This window comes from Vibrio cyclitrophicus, from assembly GCF_024347435.1.
GTDB lineage: Bacteria > Pseudomonadota > Gammaproteobacteria > Enterobacterales > Vibrionaceae > Vibrio > Vibrio cyclitrophicus.
On sequence record NZ_AP025480.1, the window covers coordinates 266,999 to 284,589 of the forward strand.

Sequence of the window (17,591 nt, forward strand, 5' to 3'; positions counted from 1 at the left end):
TTACTTACCTCAAGAATGGATGTGTTGAGATGCTGAAAACCACGATCATTGGCGCAAGCGGCTACACAGGAGCAGAACTGGCTCTAATGATAAACAGACACCCTGAGCTCACGCTATCAGGTTTATATGTCTCAGCCAATAGTGTAGATGCAGGCAAACCTATTGCAGCATTGCACGGTAAGTTAGCTGGCTTGATTGATATGCCAGTACAGCCGTTAACCAATCCTGAAGAAGTGGCAAAGCAGTCTGATGTGATTTTCTTAGCAACCGCGCATGAAGTCAGTCACGACCTAGCACCCATCTTTCTTGAAAATGGGTGCCAAGTATTCGATCTGTCAGGTGCCTTCAGAGTGAAAGGTGAAAATTTTTACGAAGAGTTCTACGGCTTTGAGCATCAACACGAACAATGGCTAGATAAAGCGGCTTACGGATTAGCTGAGTGGAATGAGCAAGAAATTAAAGAAGCTCAACTTGTCGCAGTAGCGGGTTGCTACCCAACGGCCTCCCAATTGGCGATTAAACCTCTTGTGGAAGCAAAGCTACTTGATACAAACCAATGGCCAGTGATTAACGCGACCAGTGGTGTAACTGGTGCTGGTCGAAAGGCGAGTATGGTTAACAGCTTCTGTGAAGTAAGCCTGCAAGCCTATGGTGTATTTAACCACCGTCATCAACCTGAAATGGCTGCCCATCTAGGATGTGATGTGATTTTCACACCGCACCTAGGGAATTTTAAGCGCGGTATTTTGGCAACCATTACCATGAAGTTGGCTGAAGGCGTGACAGAAAAACAGATACAAGAAGCCTTTGAGAAAGCTTATCAAGGTAAGCCAGCAGTGAGATTACTCGAAGAGACACTGCCAAGAATTCAAGATGTAGAACAGACACCTTTCTGCGATTTAGGTTGGAAGGTTCAAGGTCAGCACATCATCGTTGTTTCAGCGATTGATAACTTATTAAAGGGTGCATCTAGTCAAGCGATGCAGTGTTTAAATTTACGTTATGGTTTTGCACCATTAACTGCGTTAGTGTAAAGGAATCCAGATATGAGCCTGAATAATCAACCATTAATCATAAAGTTAGGTGGCGCTGCGCTATCTTGTGGTGAAACACTTAGCAAGTTATTTGGTGCAATTTCTGCTTACCAACAACAGGCACAACGACCAATCGTGATTGTGCACGGTGGCGGCTACCTTGTTGATGACTTGATGAAGAATTTAAACCTAAAGACGGTGAAGAAAGAGGGGCTACGTGTTACCCCTTACGACCAAATCCCTGTGATCGCCGGTGCATTAGCGGGCACGGCTAACAAACTACTTCAAGGTCAGGCGATTAAAGATGGCATCAACGCTGTTGGTTTGAGCCTAGCAGATGGCGGCTTATGTAAAGTGAGCGAACTGGATCCTGAACTGGGCGCGGTAGGCAAAGCGGAGCCGGGAGACTCAACTGTTCTACAAGCCATTCTTAATGCTGGCGCATTGCCAATCATTAGCTCGATTGGTTTGACTGAACAAGGCCAACTGATGAACGTCAATGCAGACCAAGCGGCGGTTGCCGTTGCTGGCGCACTCGATGCTGAATTGGTGCTACTTTCTGATGTCAGTGGTGTGTTGGATGGCAAAGGTCACCTCATTCCAAGCCTTAACCAAAAACAAGCCGATGACCTGATTACCGGTAAAGTGATTACCGATGGCATGATCGTCAAGGTACAAGCCGCACTAGAAGCTGCTAACGACTTAGGACGACCTATCGAAGTTGCTACTTGGCGATATCCAGAAAAACTAACACAACTTTTTTCAGGTAAAAGTATAGGAACACAGTTTTTACCTCAGTAGGCCTCACAACGAGTTACTACTTAAAGAATTTAGACAAAAAAATTTAGTACAAACATATAACTATTAAAGTCATTTCCAACGCTGACCGCCATGTGCAGTATGGAAACTAGGAGAAAGAAAATGAGCAAAGTTAACGTAAAGAAAGTTGTAGTAGCCTACTCTGGCGGTCTAGACACATCAGTAATCATTCCATGGTTGAAAGAGAACTATGATTGCGAAGTTATCGCATTTGTTGCTGATGTAGGCCAAGGTGATGAAGAGCTGATTGGCATCGAAGAAAAAGCAAAAGCGTCTGGAGCATCTGAATGTTACATCGCTGACCTTAAAGAAGAAATGGTCGCAGACTACATCTACCCAACGCTAAAAACAGGTGCTTACTACGAAGGTAAATACCTACTAGGCACTTCAATGGCGCGTCCAATCATCGCGAAGGCACAAGTTGAAGTTGCGCGTAAAGTTGGCGCTGACGCACTTTGTCACGGTTGTACAGGTAAAGGTAATGACCAAGTTCGTTTTGAAGGCGCATTCGCTGCACTGGCTCCAGATCTACACGTAATTGCGCCATGGCGTGAGTGGGATCTAGTGAGCCGTGAAGAGTGTCTAGATTACCTAGCTGAGCGTAACATTCCTTGTACAGCTTCTCTTACTAAGATTTACTCACGTGATGCAAACGCATGGCACATCTCTACAGAAGGCGGTGTTCTGGAAAATACATGGAATGCACCTGATGAAGATTGCTGGGCTTGGACGGTAGATCCAGAGCAAGCACCAAACGAATCTGAAACAGTAACGCTGAAAGTTGAAAAAGGCGAAGTGGTAGCGGTAGATGGCGAAGCAATGACGCCATACAACGCACTGGTTTACCTCAATGAGAAGGGTGCTAAGCACGGTGTTGGTCGTATCGATATCGTAGAGAACCGTCTTGTTGGTATGAAGTCTCGTGGTTGTTACGAAACTCCAGGTGGCACAATCATGATGGAAGCACTGCGTGCAGTAGAGCAACTGGTTCTTGATAAAGCGGCATTCGAATTCCGTGAAGAGCTAGGTGTTAAAGCTTCTCACCTTGTATACGATGGTCGTTGGTTCACTCCGCTATGTAAGTCAATTCTTGCGGCGACAGATGAACTAGCACAAGACGTAAATGGTGAAGTGGTTATTAAGCTTTACAAAGGCCATGCAACGGTGACTCAGAAACGTTCTGACAACAGTTTGTACTCAGAAGAATTTGCAACCTTTGGTGAAGATGAAGTTTACGATCAAAGCCATGCTGAAGGCTTCATCCGTCTTTACTCACTATCAAGCCGTATCCGTGCTTTGAATAGTCAAAAGTAATCCTAACTATGAGTTAGTGAGCTAGCCTCCGCGAAAGGTTGAAGGCCAGTAAACAGACATTATTATGCAAAGCCCATTCACTATTGATTAGTGAGTGGGCTTTTTGCTTTCTGTTTGTTTAATAAATCAGCTTCGGTTTTTACTATCGAATGGCATATAATTCGCGATCCACAATGAAATAATCAATGGATTGAACTTTTTGTGAATAAATATGTGAAAATAATGAATTAATACTTTATTTTCATTTTGAATTGCCGTAAGTTTAAACCATCAGAAAAATACTGAATCTTAATCAGAATTATCATTTGCAAAAACAGTGAGCACTGTGCAATTAGGAGATACACAATGGCATTATGGGGCGGTAGATTTACCCAAGCAGCAGACACCCGGTTTAAAGATTTTAACGATTCTCTTCGTTTTGATTACCGATTGGCTGAGCAAGACATTGTGGGCTCAATTGCCTGGTCAAAAGCTCTACAATCGGTCAACGTATTAACAGAAGAAGAGCAACAGAAGCTTGAGTTAGCGCTGAATGAGCTAAAACTTGAAGTGATGGAAGACCCTGAACAGATCTTACGTTCTGATGCAGAAGATATTCACAGCTGGGTTGAGCAACAACTTATCGGCAAAGTCGGTGATTTAGGTAAAAAGCTCCACACTGGCCGTTCTCGTAACGACCAAGTGGCGACAGACCTTAAGCTATGGTGTCGTCAACAAGGCAACCAACTGTTGCTAGCGCTTGATCGTCTGCAGAGCCAAATGGTGAATGTTGCTTCTCAGCATCAAGAAACCGTGCTTCCTGGCTACACTCACTTACAGCGTGCTCAGCCGGTAACTTTTGCTCACTGGTGCTTGGCTTACGTTGAAATGCTTGAGCGTGACTATTCACGTTTGAATGATGCGATTAAGCGTCTAGATACATGTCCGCTGGGTTCTGGTGCCCTTGCAGGAACTGCTTACCCGATGGACCGTGAAGAGTTAGCTCACAACTTAGGTTTCCGTCGTGCAACGCGCAACTCTCTAGATTCAGTTTCTGACCGTGACCATGTGATGGAGCTGATGTCGATCGCTTCTATTTCAATGCTTCACCTTTCACGTCTTGCAGAAGATATGATTTTCTACAACTCAGGTGAATCAAACTTCATCGAGTTAGCGGATACCGTGACGTCAGGTTCATCTCTGATGCCACAAAAGAAAAACCCTGATGCGCTAGAATTGATTCGTGGCAAAACTGGCCGTGTTTATGGCTCATTAGCCGCAATGATGATGACAGTGAAAGCTCTGCCTTTGGCGTACAACAAAGACATGCAAGAAGATAAAGAAGGTCTGTTCGACGCTTTAGATACTTGGAATGATTGTATGGAAATGGCGGCATTGTGTTTTGACGGTATTAAAGTGAACGGCGAGCGTACACTTGAAGCGGCAAAACAAGGCTACGCGAACTCAACTGAACTGGCTGATTATCTAGTAGCGAAAGGCATTCCTTTCCGTGAAGCTCACCACATTGTCGGTGTAACGGTAGTGGCGGCGATTGCAAAAGGCTGCGCATTAGAAGAATTAACCATCGCAGAGATGAAAGAGTTCTCTGAGGTGATAGAAGAGGATGTGTATGACATCCTAACCATTGAATCGTGTCTTGAAAAACGTAGTGCGCTAGGCGGTGTATCACCACAGCAGGTGGCTTACGCGGTTGACCAAGCAGAGAAACGTTTATCACAGCGTGACACTTCTATTGTGAAGGTTCGTCCTGCTCGTCTGACCGATATTGAAGCATTAGAAGGCATGGTGGCCTACTGGGCGAATATGGGTGAAAACCTACCTCGCTCTCGTAATGAACTGGTGCGTGATATTGGCTCGTTTGCGGTCGCAGAACATCATGGTGAAGTCACTGGTTGTGCATCACTCTATGTGTATGACTCTGGCTTAGCAGAAATTCGCTCACTTGGTGTGGAAGCTGGCTGGCAAGGCCAAGGGCAGGGTACGGCGATTGTGCAACACTTGGTTGATAAAGCACGACAAATGGCCATCAAGAAGGTGTTTGTACTGACGCGCACTCCTGAGTTCTTTATGAAGCATGACTTCTTACCAACTTCAAAATCTTTGTTGCCAGAGAAAGTACTGAAAGATTGTGACCAGTGCCCTCGTCAACATGCATGTGATGAAGTGGCCTTGGAAGTAAACTTGGTAGAGCAGATTATCGCAAAGGTTAATGTGGCATAACGCATTGATTTTGTAGCTCCCTAAAAAAAGATCAAAAATCTGATCTTTTTTGGGAACAAATTAAGAAAAGTCCGGTCTATTAAAGTACCACTGCTTTTTCTTAGAATTTTCTAAGAAAGCCCTAGAATCGATTGGTTCTGGGGCTTTTTTCTATCTGTTGTTTGAGAAGTGATGATAACTCGAGTTGAGATTAATTCTTTGTGTATTGAATCTAGCACTTAGCCGTTATCCTCTATCCAACCAATCTCGTTATTAATGCTTTTTGTTCCTTAAAGGCAGCACGACAAACTTCATGAACCAATGCAGCGACAACAAACCACTGAACGCGAAAGCGGCCATCATCAAAGCGATGGCATTGATGGTTTTTGGATCTTCTCTGAAAAATAGCCACCATACTCCCCAACTCAAAATCGACAACACCATCAGCTGATTTATGCAACGCTGGCAGCGACCGAGTTTGTTACGGATTTTTTCACTTTTATTGCAATGAATGCATGTCATCTTGGGTTTGATTCGCGTTATGCTTGTTGCCCTGATAATAACACGTCACAAGATATTGGATCACGGTGACACAGAGAGAGAAAGTCGATGATTGAGCGCCAAGACACCAAACAACGCATGAGCCGTATTGTGAAACACAACGGCACTATCTACCTATGTGGCCAAGTGTGTGCTGATGCAACCAAAGACATCACTGAGCAAACACAGACGATGCTAGATAAAGTAGAAGCGCTACTTGAGCAAGCAGGCAGCGACAAAGAGCACATGCTGTCAGCAACGATTTACTTGAAAGACATGAAAGATTTCCAAGAAATGAACGCAGTTTGGGATGCATGGGTACCAGAAGGTCACGCTCCAGCTCGCGCATGTGTGACTGGCGATATGGCTCGCGAAGCGCTACTTGTTGAAATCTCTGTGATTGCTGCTGAGAAGTAACTGCTAAGTATTTAGCGACAGGCTATGGCTTCAAGAGACTCCAGATACCTCGTCCCTCGGTTCTGGAATGACGTAGAGGATTTTGTTCCTACCATATTGTGAAAATTATCGTCATTTCCGATAGTGACGAAGGAGTGTAATAGGGAGTCTGTTATTTGCTCGTTGCAAAAAAAGGAAAGCCAATGGCTTTCCTTTTTAGTATCTAGTGTTTGCTAACTGCTAACTGCTAACGATAATCTGAGATTAACAGCCCGGTCCGCAATCTAGACAGTGTTTCACCGTCTCTGGACCTAGGTGCAGTTTCGCATTCAAGTCACGTAGTGCTGTCCGTACACCTTCTTCAATCACTGGGTGGTAGAAAGGCATGTCTAGCATTTCCGAAATCGTCATCTTATTCTGATGTGCCCAAGCTAATAGGTGCGCCAAGTGTTCCGCATTTGGTCCCATCATCTCAGCACCAAGGAAGCGACCAGTGCCTTGTTCGCCGTAAACGTGCAGGATACCTTTGTTGCGTAGCATCACTCGTGAACGACCTTGGCTCTCAAACGACACTTCACCTGTTGCGAAACAACCACATGTGCCCAATCGTGTTGTGATCTCTTTGTACGTTTCACCAACCATCGCGATTTGCGGGTCAGAGAATACCGCTGAAATTTTAGAGCGGCGTAAGCCTGCTCGAATTTCAGGAAAACGACCTGCGTTGTCGCCCGCAATACGAGCTTGGTCTGCTGCTTCATGTAGTAGAGGCAGTTGGTTGCTTGCATCACCTGCAATGAATACTGATGGTAGCGATGTTTGTAGCGTGTAGTGGTCTGCGATTGGAACACCACGCTCATCAAGTTCTAGAGAGGTATTTTCTAGTCCAAGCTTGTCTGTATTAGGACGACGACCTGTTGCTGCCAGTACGAACTCAACGATGTTGGTTTCTAGTTCACCTTGCTTATTGATGAACTGGATTTCGACGCGAACTTCGCCTGATTCAGTCATAATACGCTTCATGCTTTCGATTTTTACGTCAGCATCTAGGTAGAACTCTTCATTGAAAGCTTTGTCTGCGTAAGCCATGATCTCTGGGTCGGTTACTGGGCCTACTTGACCACCTAAACCGAACAGTTTTGTTTTTACACCCAAGCGGTGCAGTGACTGACCAAGCTCAAGCCCAATAACACCAGGGCCAAATACTGCGACTGATTCCGGTAAATCATCCCAGCTGAACACGTCGTCGTTAATGATCAGACGGTCACCAAGCTCATTCCAAACTGCAGGATATGCAGGGCGAGAACCGGTTGCTATAACAATACGTTTAGCGGTGACAACCGTGTGATCATCAATTTGTAGCGTGTTGTCATCTAAGAACTTTGCGTAACCAGAGATCTTGTCTTGCTCTGGGATTTCATCAACACCTTCTAAAACAAAACCAACAAAACGGTCACGCTCAAACTTCACTCGATCCATCACTTCACGGCCGTTAATCACGATATCACCTTGTGGGTGAACGCCAAAAGCCGGAGCTTTCTCTATTTGGTGTACGCTTTCTGCAGCTGCAATAAGCAGTTTCGATGGCATACAACCAACACGAGCACAGGTTGTACCGTAAGGGCCGCCTTCAATCATCACAACACTGTCAGTGTGTGCTTTTGCAGCGCGGTAAGAACCTAGACCTGCCGTACCGCCCCCGATAACTGCTACATCTACATTGACTTGTTTCATAATAATCTTCTCGCAATGGCTAAATTTAGTTTGAACAAACCCCTCCAACTCTGGTGATTTGTTGAGAGTCAGGATAGCGGTTCAGTTTTGTGATTCTGTTTTATTAGGTTTAGCTTGTGATTCAGCTTTTTGTTACTAACTGCTTCTTGTTACTAACTATAGGTTAGTTAAAAGTTCGCGAGTCAGAAGCTTTATCTTTTCCAAAGCTCATATAAGAGTGATTTGGAATAGCTAACCCACAAGAGGTTGGGTTAGCTGGTATTACTTAGGTTATTTAATTGCTAGGCGTTTATTAGCGACTAAGTGATTAACCTAGGAAAGCTTCTAGTTCTTCGCTGCCACCGATGTGTTTGCCACCGATGAATACTTGAGGAACGGTAGTGCGACCAGAGATTGCACGTAGGCTTACTGTTGTTGCGTCTTTACCTAACACCACTTCTTCGTAGTTTAGACCTTTGTCGATTAGGTTTTGTTTCGCTTTCATACAGAAAGGACAGCCTGGCTTAGTGAATACTGTGATCGACTCTTGCTCTTTGTGCTCAGGAGCAATGTAGTTAAGCATAGTATCTGCATCAGAAACCTTGAACGGGTCGCCTGGTACATCTTCTTCGATGAACATTTTTTCTACCACGCCGTTTTTAACCAGCATGCTGTAGCGCCATGAACGTTTGCCGAAGCCGATGTCGTTTTTCTCAACCAGCATACCCATGCCGTCTGTGAAGTCACCGTTGCCATCTGGGATGAATGTGATTTTTTCAGCTTCTTGGTCTGCTTTCCATGCGTTCATTACGAACGTATCGTTTACTGAAACACAAAGGATGTCATCAACGCCGTTTTCTTTGAACACTGAGTGTAGTTCGTTGTAACGAGGTAAGTGGCTTGAAGAACATGTTGGTGTAAACGCACCTGGCAGGCTGAATACGATAACTGTCTTATCTTTGAATAGTTCTTCCGTCGTTACGTTAACCCATGCATCACCTTGGCGAGTTGGGAATGTTACTTGAGGGATTGATTGACCTTCTTTAGATGCAAACATATTGATTTCCTTAAATAGTATTTTAATTTTGTTCTATCAGAGCTTAACGTTTTTCTTTGCTCTGTTTCGTTTCGTTGAGCCCATTATTAGATAAAACCTTTGATAGTTCTAATCGTTTGATGTTATGGTTTTGATAGGTAAATTCTATCAAAAGTATTTTATTCCAAAATATTTATATTCAGACCTTTGTTCTTTTTAAAACTTGAGGTAAGAGACAGATCATGAACATTCGTGACTTTGAATACTTAGTGGCTCTTGCAGAGCATAAGCACTTTAGAAAAGCGGCAGAAGCGTGCTTTGTCAGTCAGCCCACCTTGAGCGGACAGATACGTAAACTAGAAGATGAAATTGGACTTCAGTTAACCGAGCGTAGCCCAAGGAAGGTAATATTTACAGAATCGGGTTTACAACTTGTCGAGCAGGCAAAGCGCATTCTTAATGAAGTGAAAACTTTTAAAGATATGGCGAGCGGGCATGGTGAAGCGATGACGGGGCCAATGCATATTGGTTTTATTCCGACCGTTGGCCCATACATCTTGCCGAAAATTATTCCTCATCTGAAAGAGTGCTTTCCAGATCTTGAGCTTTACTTGCATGAAGCACAGACAAATCAATTAGTGAGTCAGCTAGAAGATGGCAAATTGGATTGTTTAGTACTGGCTGCGGTTGATGAAACGGCTTCTTTTAAAGAAATTGATGTTTACGATGAGCCATTGAGTGTTGCCGTGCCATGCGACCATGAATGGGCGAATCAAGACAGTGTGGACATGTTGCAGCTTAACGGGAGAACGGTACTGGCTTTGGGCGATGGGCATTGTTTACGAGACCAAGCGTTAGGGTTTTGTTTTGCCGCAGGTGCAAAAGATGATGAACGCTTTAAAGCGACCAGTTTAGAGACGCTTCGTAACATGGTCGCCGCAGGGGCAGGCATTACCTTGTTACCTCAACTTTCCGTTCCAAAGGAAAAAAAGAAAGACGGTGTGTGTTACGTACCGGCTGTTAATCCAACACCTTCACGTCGTATTGTGGTCGCATATCGACCGGGCTCTCCATTGAAGGGACGTTTTGAGCAACTGGCGGACACTATCCGAGTTCAATTAGAGAAAGCAGTTTAGCGGTTTGTATTAAATAATAGATATAAAAAAGGGTTGATATGAATTCATATCAACCCTTTTTGTTGGTTCATGTTGCTAGGTTCAACAAACCCTAGTTAGAACAGCTCTTCTACGGCTTCACCTGATGATGTTGAGTAGATGTCATTGAAACGTTCAGTGATGTATTCGGTTGGCTCTGTGCCTTTCTCGAAGTACTCGAACATTGATGAACTATCGAACTTGTTTGTCAGTAAGCCAGTTTCGCGGTCGATACGAACACGGATGATGTTTTCCGGAAGTTCTTTACGTTGTGCTGGCACGCCAGCTAACGCTGTACCCATGAAATCTACCCATGCAGGCTCTGCTGTTTTAGCACCAGCTTCTGCACCTGTAATCTGGTTCTTGCCAAGGTTTGAGTTCGCTTTGGTTCTACCTAGGTTGCGGTTGTGGTTATCAAAACCCACCCATACCGTTGCAACCATGCCTGGGCCGTAGCCGCTGTACCAAGTATCTTTTGAATCGTTAGTGGTGCCAGTTTTACCGCCAATGTCACGACGCTTCAATGGCTGAGCACGCCAGCCTGTACCGTTCCAACCAGTACCAGCACTCCAATCTCCGCCACCCCAGATGTTGCTGTACATCATTTCACGAACAAGGAAAGCGTTCTGCTCAGAGATAACTTGAGGCGCGTATTGTACTTTCGCGTCAACATCTTGCTCTGCAAACTCATCGGCCATTGGGTCTGTAGCGACGTTCTGCTCGCAATTATCCTTACACACCACTTTTGGTGTCGCTTCAAATTCAATTTCACCAAATGGCGTTTCAATACGACTGATGTAGAAAGGCTCTACGTAGTAGCCGCCATTCGCAAATACTGAGTAACCTTGCGCTACTTTCATTGGTGTTAAGCTGCCAGCACCTAGAGCAATAGTTTCTGAGCGAGGTACTTCATCAATATCAAAACCAAAACGAGTTAGGTAATTACGAGTGTCATCCAACCCCACTTCACGTAGTACACGGACAGCCATTACGTTTTTAGATTGAGCTAAGCCAATACGTAAACGCGTAGGACCCACGTATGTCGGTGGTGAGTTCTTTGGTCGCCATGCCGTACCTTGGCTCTTATCCCATTGGTTGATAGGCGCATCGTTGATCAGTGATGCCAGCGTTAAGCCTTTATCAATCGCCGCCGAGTAAATAAATGGTTTGATACCAGAACCGACTTGACGAATAGATTGCGTCGCGCGGTTGAATTTGTTGTGAACAAAGTTAAAACCACCGACCATCGACAATACCGCGCCGTTATTTGGATTCATTGCAACAAAAGCGGTATTCGCATTGGGTACTTGGCTTAGTCGCCATACAACAGGTTTTGCAGGTTCAGTTATCGCTGATTCTTCTTTAGGCTCTTCAGATACTTCGTCGCCTGTAATTGCTTCATGGCGAACCCAAATTTGTTCACCAACAGCCAGAATCTCTTTTGCTTGAGAAGGCGCAGGTCCTTGGCGGTTGTCGGTTAGGAATTTACGCGCCCAATTCATACCCTGCCATTCGATAGAGCCTTCACCTTGGTTCTTAACCCAGATTTGTGCGCTTTTTGCATCGACGGCCGTAACCACTGCTGGGACTAGGTCGCCATAGGTTGGTTGAGATTTAAGGTGCTTAACGATTTGTTCATGCTCCCAAGCCGATTGCTCAGTTTGCCACAACACTTTTTCAGCACCGCGGTAACCGTGACGCTCATCATAACCAAGTAGGTTTTTAATCGCAGCTTGGTTTGCGGCTTTCTGCAGCTTTGAATCAACAGTCGTATAAACCTTCATACCTGATGTGTAAGCGGCTTCACCGTATCGCTCAACCATCCAAGCACGTGCGACTTCAGCAACATACGGTGCACTGAGTTCAATTTCGGCACCGTGGTACTTAGAGATAAGTTCTTCACTGCGAGCGTCATCGTACTCTTCTTGAGTGATGTACTGTTCGTCTAACATACGACGCAATACAACGTTACGACGATGAGTTGCGCGCTCTACCGAGTAAATAGGATTCATGGTTGACGGTGCTTTTGGCATACCAGCAAGCGTAGCGAGCTCACTGAGTGTTAGTTCTGGAAGGTCTTTACCGAAGTAAACACGAGCTGCGGCGCCGAAACCATATGAACGGTGGCCTAAGAAGATCTTGTTTACGTACAGCTCCATGATCTCTTCTTTGCTAAGCAGTTGCTCGATATGGATCGCAATGAAGATCTCTTTGATCTTACGCATAATCTTTTTCTCATTAGATAAGAAGAAATTACGCGCAAGCTGCTGAGTAATGGTACTCGCACCTTGTTTTGCAGATCCTGACATCGCAACAACGATCGCGGCACGAGTAATACCAATTGGGTCAATACCCGGGTGCTCGTAGAAACGACTATCTTCAGTAGCAATTAGGGCTTCAACCAGGTGGCGAGGTATCTCGTCATAAGTGACTGGGTTGCGACGCTTTTCACCAAATTGAGAGATCAATTTTCCGTCTTGACTGAAGACTTGCATCGGGGTTTGGAGTTCTACGTCACGCAAAGTGGCAACATCAGGCAACTCTGGTTTTACGTAATAATAAAACCCAAAAATTGTACTGACTCCAAGAATCATGCAAATCAATGTAAATATGAATAATCGCTTTATGAACTTCACCGGATAATCCCTGATTAGTTAAGGCTGATAAGCAGCAAACCCTTGTACTCTAGGCTAAAAACTTAGCTTTCGTTTATTAACGCTTATTTAACTAATAATCACAACCCCTAGATAATCAACGAAATGCTTGGCACTTCAGGAGCTAGGTCACATGGGTTCATCATTAATTACAGGTATAGATATAAATCACCACAGCATCAAAGCCGTGGTACTAAAACCCGTTGGGGAGTCGTATGCCCTGGTGGGATACAAAGAGCTGCCGATTTCGGACGACATTTTTACAGCTAACCATACTTTGGAGTATCAGAAAACTGTTAAGAAACTCAAAGAACTTAGGAAAGGGCTGCCTTTTGGAAGCCGCAACGTCGCTATTTCGGTACCGGATAACACGGTGATCAGCAAAGTACTGCAAATAGAGAGCGAATTAGAAGATAGAGAAAAGGAGTTCTCGATCTATCAAACCTTTGCTCATCAATCTCCCTTTCCTATCGAGGAGCTGAGTTTAGATTTTGTAAAGCTAGAAGACAAACGATTTGGTAAAGGATCAACAAGCAGCTATCAAGTGTATGCGACTCGTAAAGAGGTGGTTGATAGCCGAGCTGACGCGCTAACGAAAGCAGGGTTTAAGCCCATCGTTGTCGACACTCAGGCCCATGGTTTACTCAACATTTGGCAATTGGCTTCGCATTTGTATCCAGAAAAAAAGAATTGGCTGTTGGTGGATGTTGGCGTTGATCAAACTTCATTAGGCATTATTCCCCAAGGTTCAGCGCCATTTTATAAAGATATTGCCTTTGGCATTCAAGATCTTTGCAGTACGGGTAACTCGATGGATATGGAGGGTGGGTTTAGTAACGTTGAGGAGAAGCATAAGTTTATTGTCAATTTGATTGAAAAACTCAAGCGTCAGTTACAGCTCTATTCATCGGTCAATGCGCTTCAACCTATCTCAGGAATTTGGCTAATGGGCGAAGGAGCAAGTATGCCGATGGTCGTTGAAGAGTTAGAGCGACATTTTCAGTTAAGTTGTGAGTCTTTGAACCCCCTATCTTTGTTTGAGAATAAGGTCGCGAAAAAACGTCGATTACCCATGGATTGGCAACATTTTGGTATTGCAGCAGGCATGGCGATGAGTGGACTCAAGTGGCAGGGAGAAAAGCATGTTGCATCAAATTAACCTGTTGTCGTGGCGTGATGAGATTCGCGCTCAGCATAAAAAGCGTTTCATTCATCTGGTCATTCTTGGCGTCATCATTGCGCTTGCCGGGCAATGGGCGGTGGGACACTATTTTCATGACCAACAAGCCAAGCAGCAAGCGCGCCTCAGTTATCTCGATAAGTACATCGCAGTGCTCGACCGACAAATCCAGTCATTAAAAGTCGCAGAGCAAGAGCACAAAGCCATCCTTACACGACTTGCTGTCGTGGAGTCTTTACAGTTCGGGCGCAATAAAACCACCGACTTTATGAACCTGATGCCGGAGCTGATTCCTGAGGGCGTGTATGTCGACAAGATAAAGATGAATGGTCAGGAGATTGAAATGTCGGGCATCAGCGACAGCACCGCTCGTCTAGCCACCATGTTGGACAACCTAGAACGTTCTGACTCTCTTAAAGAAGTTGAGATGCACTCTATTGTTCATAACCGTAAGCGCTTCAATAAAGAGTTTCAGAGCTTCAAGGTCTCTTTTGTGTTTAGCCCTGTTTCTTTAGAAAACACAACCGCAGAGGGCACAACTGCGAACATAAAAGAGAAGGGGGCGAATCATGGCTAACCTTCAAAATAGGATTAGTTGGCAAAATAGGATGAGCTTGCAAGATCTTGATGTTGATGAAATCACCGAATGGCCGTTACTGCCTCAATTACTGGTGATTCTGTTGTTGATGGTGCTTATCCAAGGATTAGGGACTTGGCTCTATATTCTGCCTTTGGACGATGAGCTACAGAAAATGAAACAACAAGAGCAAACCTTAAAAGCGACCTTGAGAATAAAGGCCAATAAGGTTGCAGCCTTGCCTAAGTTGCAGAGTCAGTTAGATGAATTAACTAGCCGTTACGACTACTTGTTAGAGCAACTACCGGTTCAAAAGGAGCTGGCCAGCATGTTGGCCTCAGTGAATGAACTTGGCTTGGATAACAAGCTGACGTTTACACGGATTGATTGGGGGCAGAAGCAAAACAAAGCGTTTCTGTATCGGTTACCTCTCAATATTGAGTTGACGGGTGACTACCATGAGATTGGTGATTTCTCGGCGGCCATCGCTAAGCTGCCACGAATTATTAGCTTTGATGATGTGAACTGGCAGCGAGTCAGTCAAGAAAGTAGCACGCTGCACTTTAGGGTTCGCGCTTATACCTACCAGTTTAAGTCGGAGGTGAATGATGAAACCCAGTAACGCGCTTTATTCGATCTTGTTATTACTTTTATTGTCGGGCTGCAAAGCAAATGAGGATTCGTTAGAAGACTTTGTTGTGCAAGTTGAGGCCAAGGCGAGGAAAGAGGTGGAACAGCTTGTTCCTGCCTCTGAGTTTGCTGCTGCCACTTATCAACGCCGAGCTTTTCGTCCTCCTTTTGAACTTCCTCAGGAAGCTATTGTGCAGAATCAACCTCTGGTTAAAAAAAACTGTTGGCAGCCCAGTACTCGTGCTCGTAATGGAAAATTAGAAAAGTACCCGCTAAATCAGTTGCGTTTAAAAGGTGTAATGGGAAGTGACTCAAGTGTATTTGGCCTTGTGCAGACGCCTATAGGTAACGTTGTGAATGTTAAGAAAGGTCAGTTCATCGGCTTAAACAATGGTCGAGTTACCAAGGTAACAAGCCAGTACGTTCTGATTAATGAAACTCTTCCAGATGGCTTAGGTTGTTGGCACAAGCGCAACGTTAGGCTGGCTCTGAAGTAAACCAATGTCACATGATGTGGATATGAGATGTAACTATGATTAAAGGAATAAGTGAGACAATGAACAGAGGGCTGCAAGGCATTGTGTTGTCGGTGGTGTTGTTTTTTACGGTGATGAGTCATGCAGAGACCTCCAACAAGCTGGAGAATATTGATTTCAGGGTCAACAAGGACAAAGAAGCGGTCATCATTATTGAACTGGCAACGACTACTGCGGTTGTCGATGTTCAGCGAGTGCAAGAAGGGTTGAGTATTGAACTGATCAATACTGAGGTTGACGACGATAAACTGTACCTACTGGACGTAAAGGACTTTGCGACTTTAGTTGAGGGGATTGAAGTCTTTAGGGAGTTGCCGAGCACTCGGCTGTTGGCAAACATCTCCAATGACTACCAATATGAGTACAACCTCAAAGGACGTTTTATTGAGGTTGTTGTGAGTCAGCCTAAGATCGATGAAGCTGCGATTGAGAAAAGTATCTTAGAAAAAGAGGGCAAACTGATATCGATTAACTTCCAAGATATCCCGGTACGAAATGTCTTGCAGCTGATTGCCGATTACAATGATTTCAATCTAGTCGTATCTGATTCGGTGGCAGGTAACCTAACTTTACGTTTAGATGGCGTACCTTGGCAGCAAGTTCTCGATATTATCTTGCAAGTTAAAGGCTTAGATAAACGTGTTGATGGCAACGTTATCTTGGTCGCACCGAAAGCGGAACTCGATCTTCGAGAGCAGCAAGCGCTCGAGAAATCGCGTTTAGAAGAGGAGTTGGGTGAACTCAAATCTGAAATCATCAAAATCAACTTTGCTAAAGCGACCGACATTGCCGACATGATTGGCGGTGAAGGTGCGGTGAGTATGTTGTCTGATCGAGGTTCAATTACCATTGATGAACGAACCAACTCAATGCTCATTCGTGAGTTGGAAGAAAACATTGCGGTGATCCGAGGCATCATTGAATCGCTAGATATTCCGGTGAAGCAAGTTCAGATAGAGGCGCGCATCGTAACTGTCACCGAGGGTAACCTGGATGAGCTTGGTGTGCGCTGGGGCGTTTCCTCAAACAACGGAAGCTTCACCGTTGGCGGTTCAATTGAAGGCAACCACCCATCGCAAATTACGCCGTATGACGATAATGGTGGGAATAGTGCGATTGATGATTATCTCAACGTCAATTTAGGGGCAACATCGCCGAACGCATCGAGTATTGCGTTTCAGGTTGCTAAGTTGGGTTCGGATACGCTGCTCGATCTTGAATTATCAGCGCTACAACAAGAATCTAAAGCCGAAATAATTTCGAGCCCACGCTTAATCACCACCAATAAAAAACCGGCTTATATTGAGCAAGGTACGGAAATTCCTTATTTGGAGTCCTCTTCAAGTGGTGCAACGTCGGTCGCATTTAAGAAAGCGGTATTAAGTTTGAAGGTGACACCGCAGATCACGCCAGATAACCGCTTAGTGTTGGACTTGAGTGTGACTCAAGATAGACCTGGGCAGGTAGTGAAAACAGGAACGGGCGAAGCAGTGGCCATTGATACTCAACGAATAGGAACGCAAGTGCTTGTTAATAATGGTGAAACAGTCGTACTTGGCGGGATTTTTCAACATAGTGTCAGCAGTACTGTCGACAAAGTTCCGCTGTTGGGCGACCTGCCAGTTTTAGGCGCATTGTTCCGTCGCAGCTATGAAAATGTAGGCAAAAGTGAACTGCTTATTTTTGTTACACCTAAAGTTGTGATTCAGTAATGAACAATTAGATTAAAAATAAAGTTGCATTAGTGGCACCTAACCTTGATAATTTCGGGTCTTATCACGAATTATCTGTGAGGAATCGGTGCCACGGGCC

General features: G+C 44.7%; 15 protein-coding genes. 11 read left to right on the forward strand and 4 right to left on the reverse strand.

Features of this window, described 5'->3' with window-relative positions:
- The first annotated feature begins 29 nt into the window (after nt 1-29).
- The 4 genes from argC (at nt 30) to argH (ending at nt 5,387) form a co-directional block, all read left to right on the forward strand.
- Entirely contained in the window at nt 30-1,034 is a 1,005-nt protein-coding gene (argC, locus tag OCW38_RS01190; protein WP_016767982.1) for an N-acetyl-gamma-glutamyl-phosphate reductase, read from the forward strand.
- Between the two features lie 12 nt (nt 1,035-1,046).
- Complete coding sequence (gene argB, locus OCW38_RS01195; RefSeq protein ID WP_010435314.1) at nt 1,047-1,835, forward strand: acetylglutamate kinase; 789 nt, start codon at nt 1,047-1,049, stop codon at nt 1,833-1,835.
- Nucleotides 1,836-1,955: 120 nt separating this feature from the next.
- A complete protein-coding gene (locus tag OCW38_RS01200; RefSeq protein ID WP_010435312.1) occupies nt 1,956-3,167 on the forward strand; it encodes an argininosuccinate synthase in 1,212 nt (403 codons plus the stop codon).
- Nucleotides 3,168-3,512: 345 nt separating this feature from the next.
- Complete coding sequence (argH, locus tag OCW38_RS01205) at nt 3,513-5,387, forward strand: argininosuccinate lyase (RefSeq protein ID WP_010435308.1); 1,875 nt, start codon at nt 3,513-3,515, stop codon at nt 5,385-5,387.
- A gap of 252 nt (nt 5,388-5,639) precedes the next feature.
- Here argH and OCW38_RS01210 read toward each other — a convergent pair whose 3' ends face one another.
- Nucleotides 5,640-5,888, reverse strand: a complete 249-nt coding sequence (locus tag OCW38_RS01210; protein ID WP_102421265.1) for a DUF3624 domain-containing protein — start codon at nt 5,886-5,888, stop codon at nt 5,640-5,642.
- Between the two features lie 87 nt (nt 5,889-5,975).
- Between OCW38_RS01210 and OCW38_RS01215 the strand changes: the two genes are divergently transcribed.
- Nucleotides 5,976-6,323 (forward strand): RidA family protein, encoded by a 348-nt coding sequence (locus tag OCW38_RS01215; protein ID WP_102370802.1) that lies wholly within the window; start codon nt 5,976-5,978, stop codon nt 6,321-6,323.
- 243 nt (nt 6,324-6,566) lie between these two features.
- On the opposite strand, the gene OCW38_RS01220 is transcribed toward OCW38_RS01215, so the two are convergent.
- Complete coding sequence (locus tag OCW38_RS01220) at nt 6,567-8,033, reverse strand: dihydrolipoyl dehydrogenase (RefSeq protein ID WP_010435302.1); 1,467 nt, start codon at nt 8,031-8,033, stop codon at nt 6,567-6,569.
- 307 nt (nt 8,034-8,340) lie between these two features.
- Nucleotides 8,341-9,069, reverse strand: coding sequence for a glutathione peroxidase (locus OCW38_RS01225; protein ID WP_010435300.1), 729 nt, complete (start codon nt 9,067-9,069; stop codon nt 8,341-8,343).
- A 221-nt stretch (nt 9,070-9,290) separates the two neighbouring features.
- On the opposite strand from OCW38_RS01225, the gene oxyR reads away from it, so the two are divergent.
- Nucleotides 9,291-10,184: a DNA-binding transcriptional regulator OxyR gene (gene oxyR / locus OCW38_RS01230; protein ID WP_010435297.1), complete on the forward strand. Its 894-nt coding sequence runs from the start codon at nt 9,291-9,293 to the stop codon at nt 10,182-10,184.
- A gap of 95 nt (nt 10,185-10,279) precedes the next feature.
- Here the strand turns inward: oxyR and OCW38_RS01235 are convergent, their stop codons facing one another.
- A complete protein-coding gene (locus OCW38_RS01235; RefSeq protein WP_032545551.1) occupies nt 10,280-12,838 on the reverse strand; it encodes a penicillin-binding protein 1A in 2,559 nt (852 codons plus the stop codon).
- 151 nt (nt 12,839-12,989) lie between these two features.
- Here OCW38_RS01235 and pilM point away from each other — a divergent pair, with 151 nt between their 5' ends.
- Genes pilM through OCW38_RS01260 form a run of 5 tightly spaced genes read left to right on the forward strand, consistent with a single transcriptional unit; the run spans nt 12,990 to nt 17,491 of the window.
- Complete coding sequence (gene pilM / locus OCW38_RS01240) at nt 12,990-14,015, forward strand: type IV pilus assembly protein PilM (RefSeq protein ID WP_016787692.1); 1,026 nt, start codon at nt 12,990-12,992, stop codon at nt 14,013-14,015.
- Nucleotides 13,999-14,613, forward strand: coding sequence for a PilN domain-containing protein (locus tag OCW38_RS01245; RefSeq protein WP_010435288.1), 615 nt, complete (start codon nt 13,999-14,001; stop codon nt 14,611-14,613). Before pilM ends, OCW38_RS01245 begins: the two co-directional genes overlap by 17 nt.
- Nucleotides 14,606-15,235: a type IV pilus inner membrane component PilO gene (locus OCW38_RS01250; protein ID WP_010435284.1), complete on the forward strand. Its 630-nt coding sequence runs from the start codon at nt 14,606-14,608 to the stop codon at nt 15,233-15,235. Before OCW38_RS01245 ends, OCW38_RS01250 begins: the two co-directional genes overlap by 8 nt.
- The gene (locus tag OCW38_RS01255; RefSeq protein ID WP_016787693.1) at nt 15,222-15,740 is read left to right on the forward strand and encodes a pilus assembly protein PilP; all 519 of its coding nucleotides are present in this window, start codon (nt 15,222-15,224) and stop codon (nt 15,738-15,740) included. Before OCW38_RS01250 ends, OCW38_RS01255 begins: the two co-directional genes overlap by 14 nt.
- A gap of 59 nt (nt 15,741-15,799) precedes the next feature.
- Nucleotides 15,800-17,491, forward strand: a complete 1,692-nt coding sequence (locus tag OCW38_RS01260; RefSeq protein ID WP_016787694.1) for a type IV pilus secretin PilQ — start codon at nt 15,800-15,802, stop codon at nt 17,489-17,491.
- Nucleotides 17,492-17,591 lie beyond the last annotated feature (100 nt).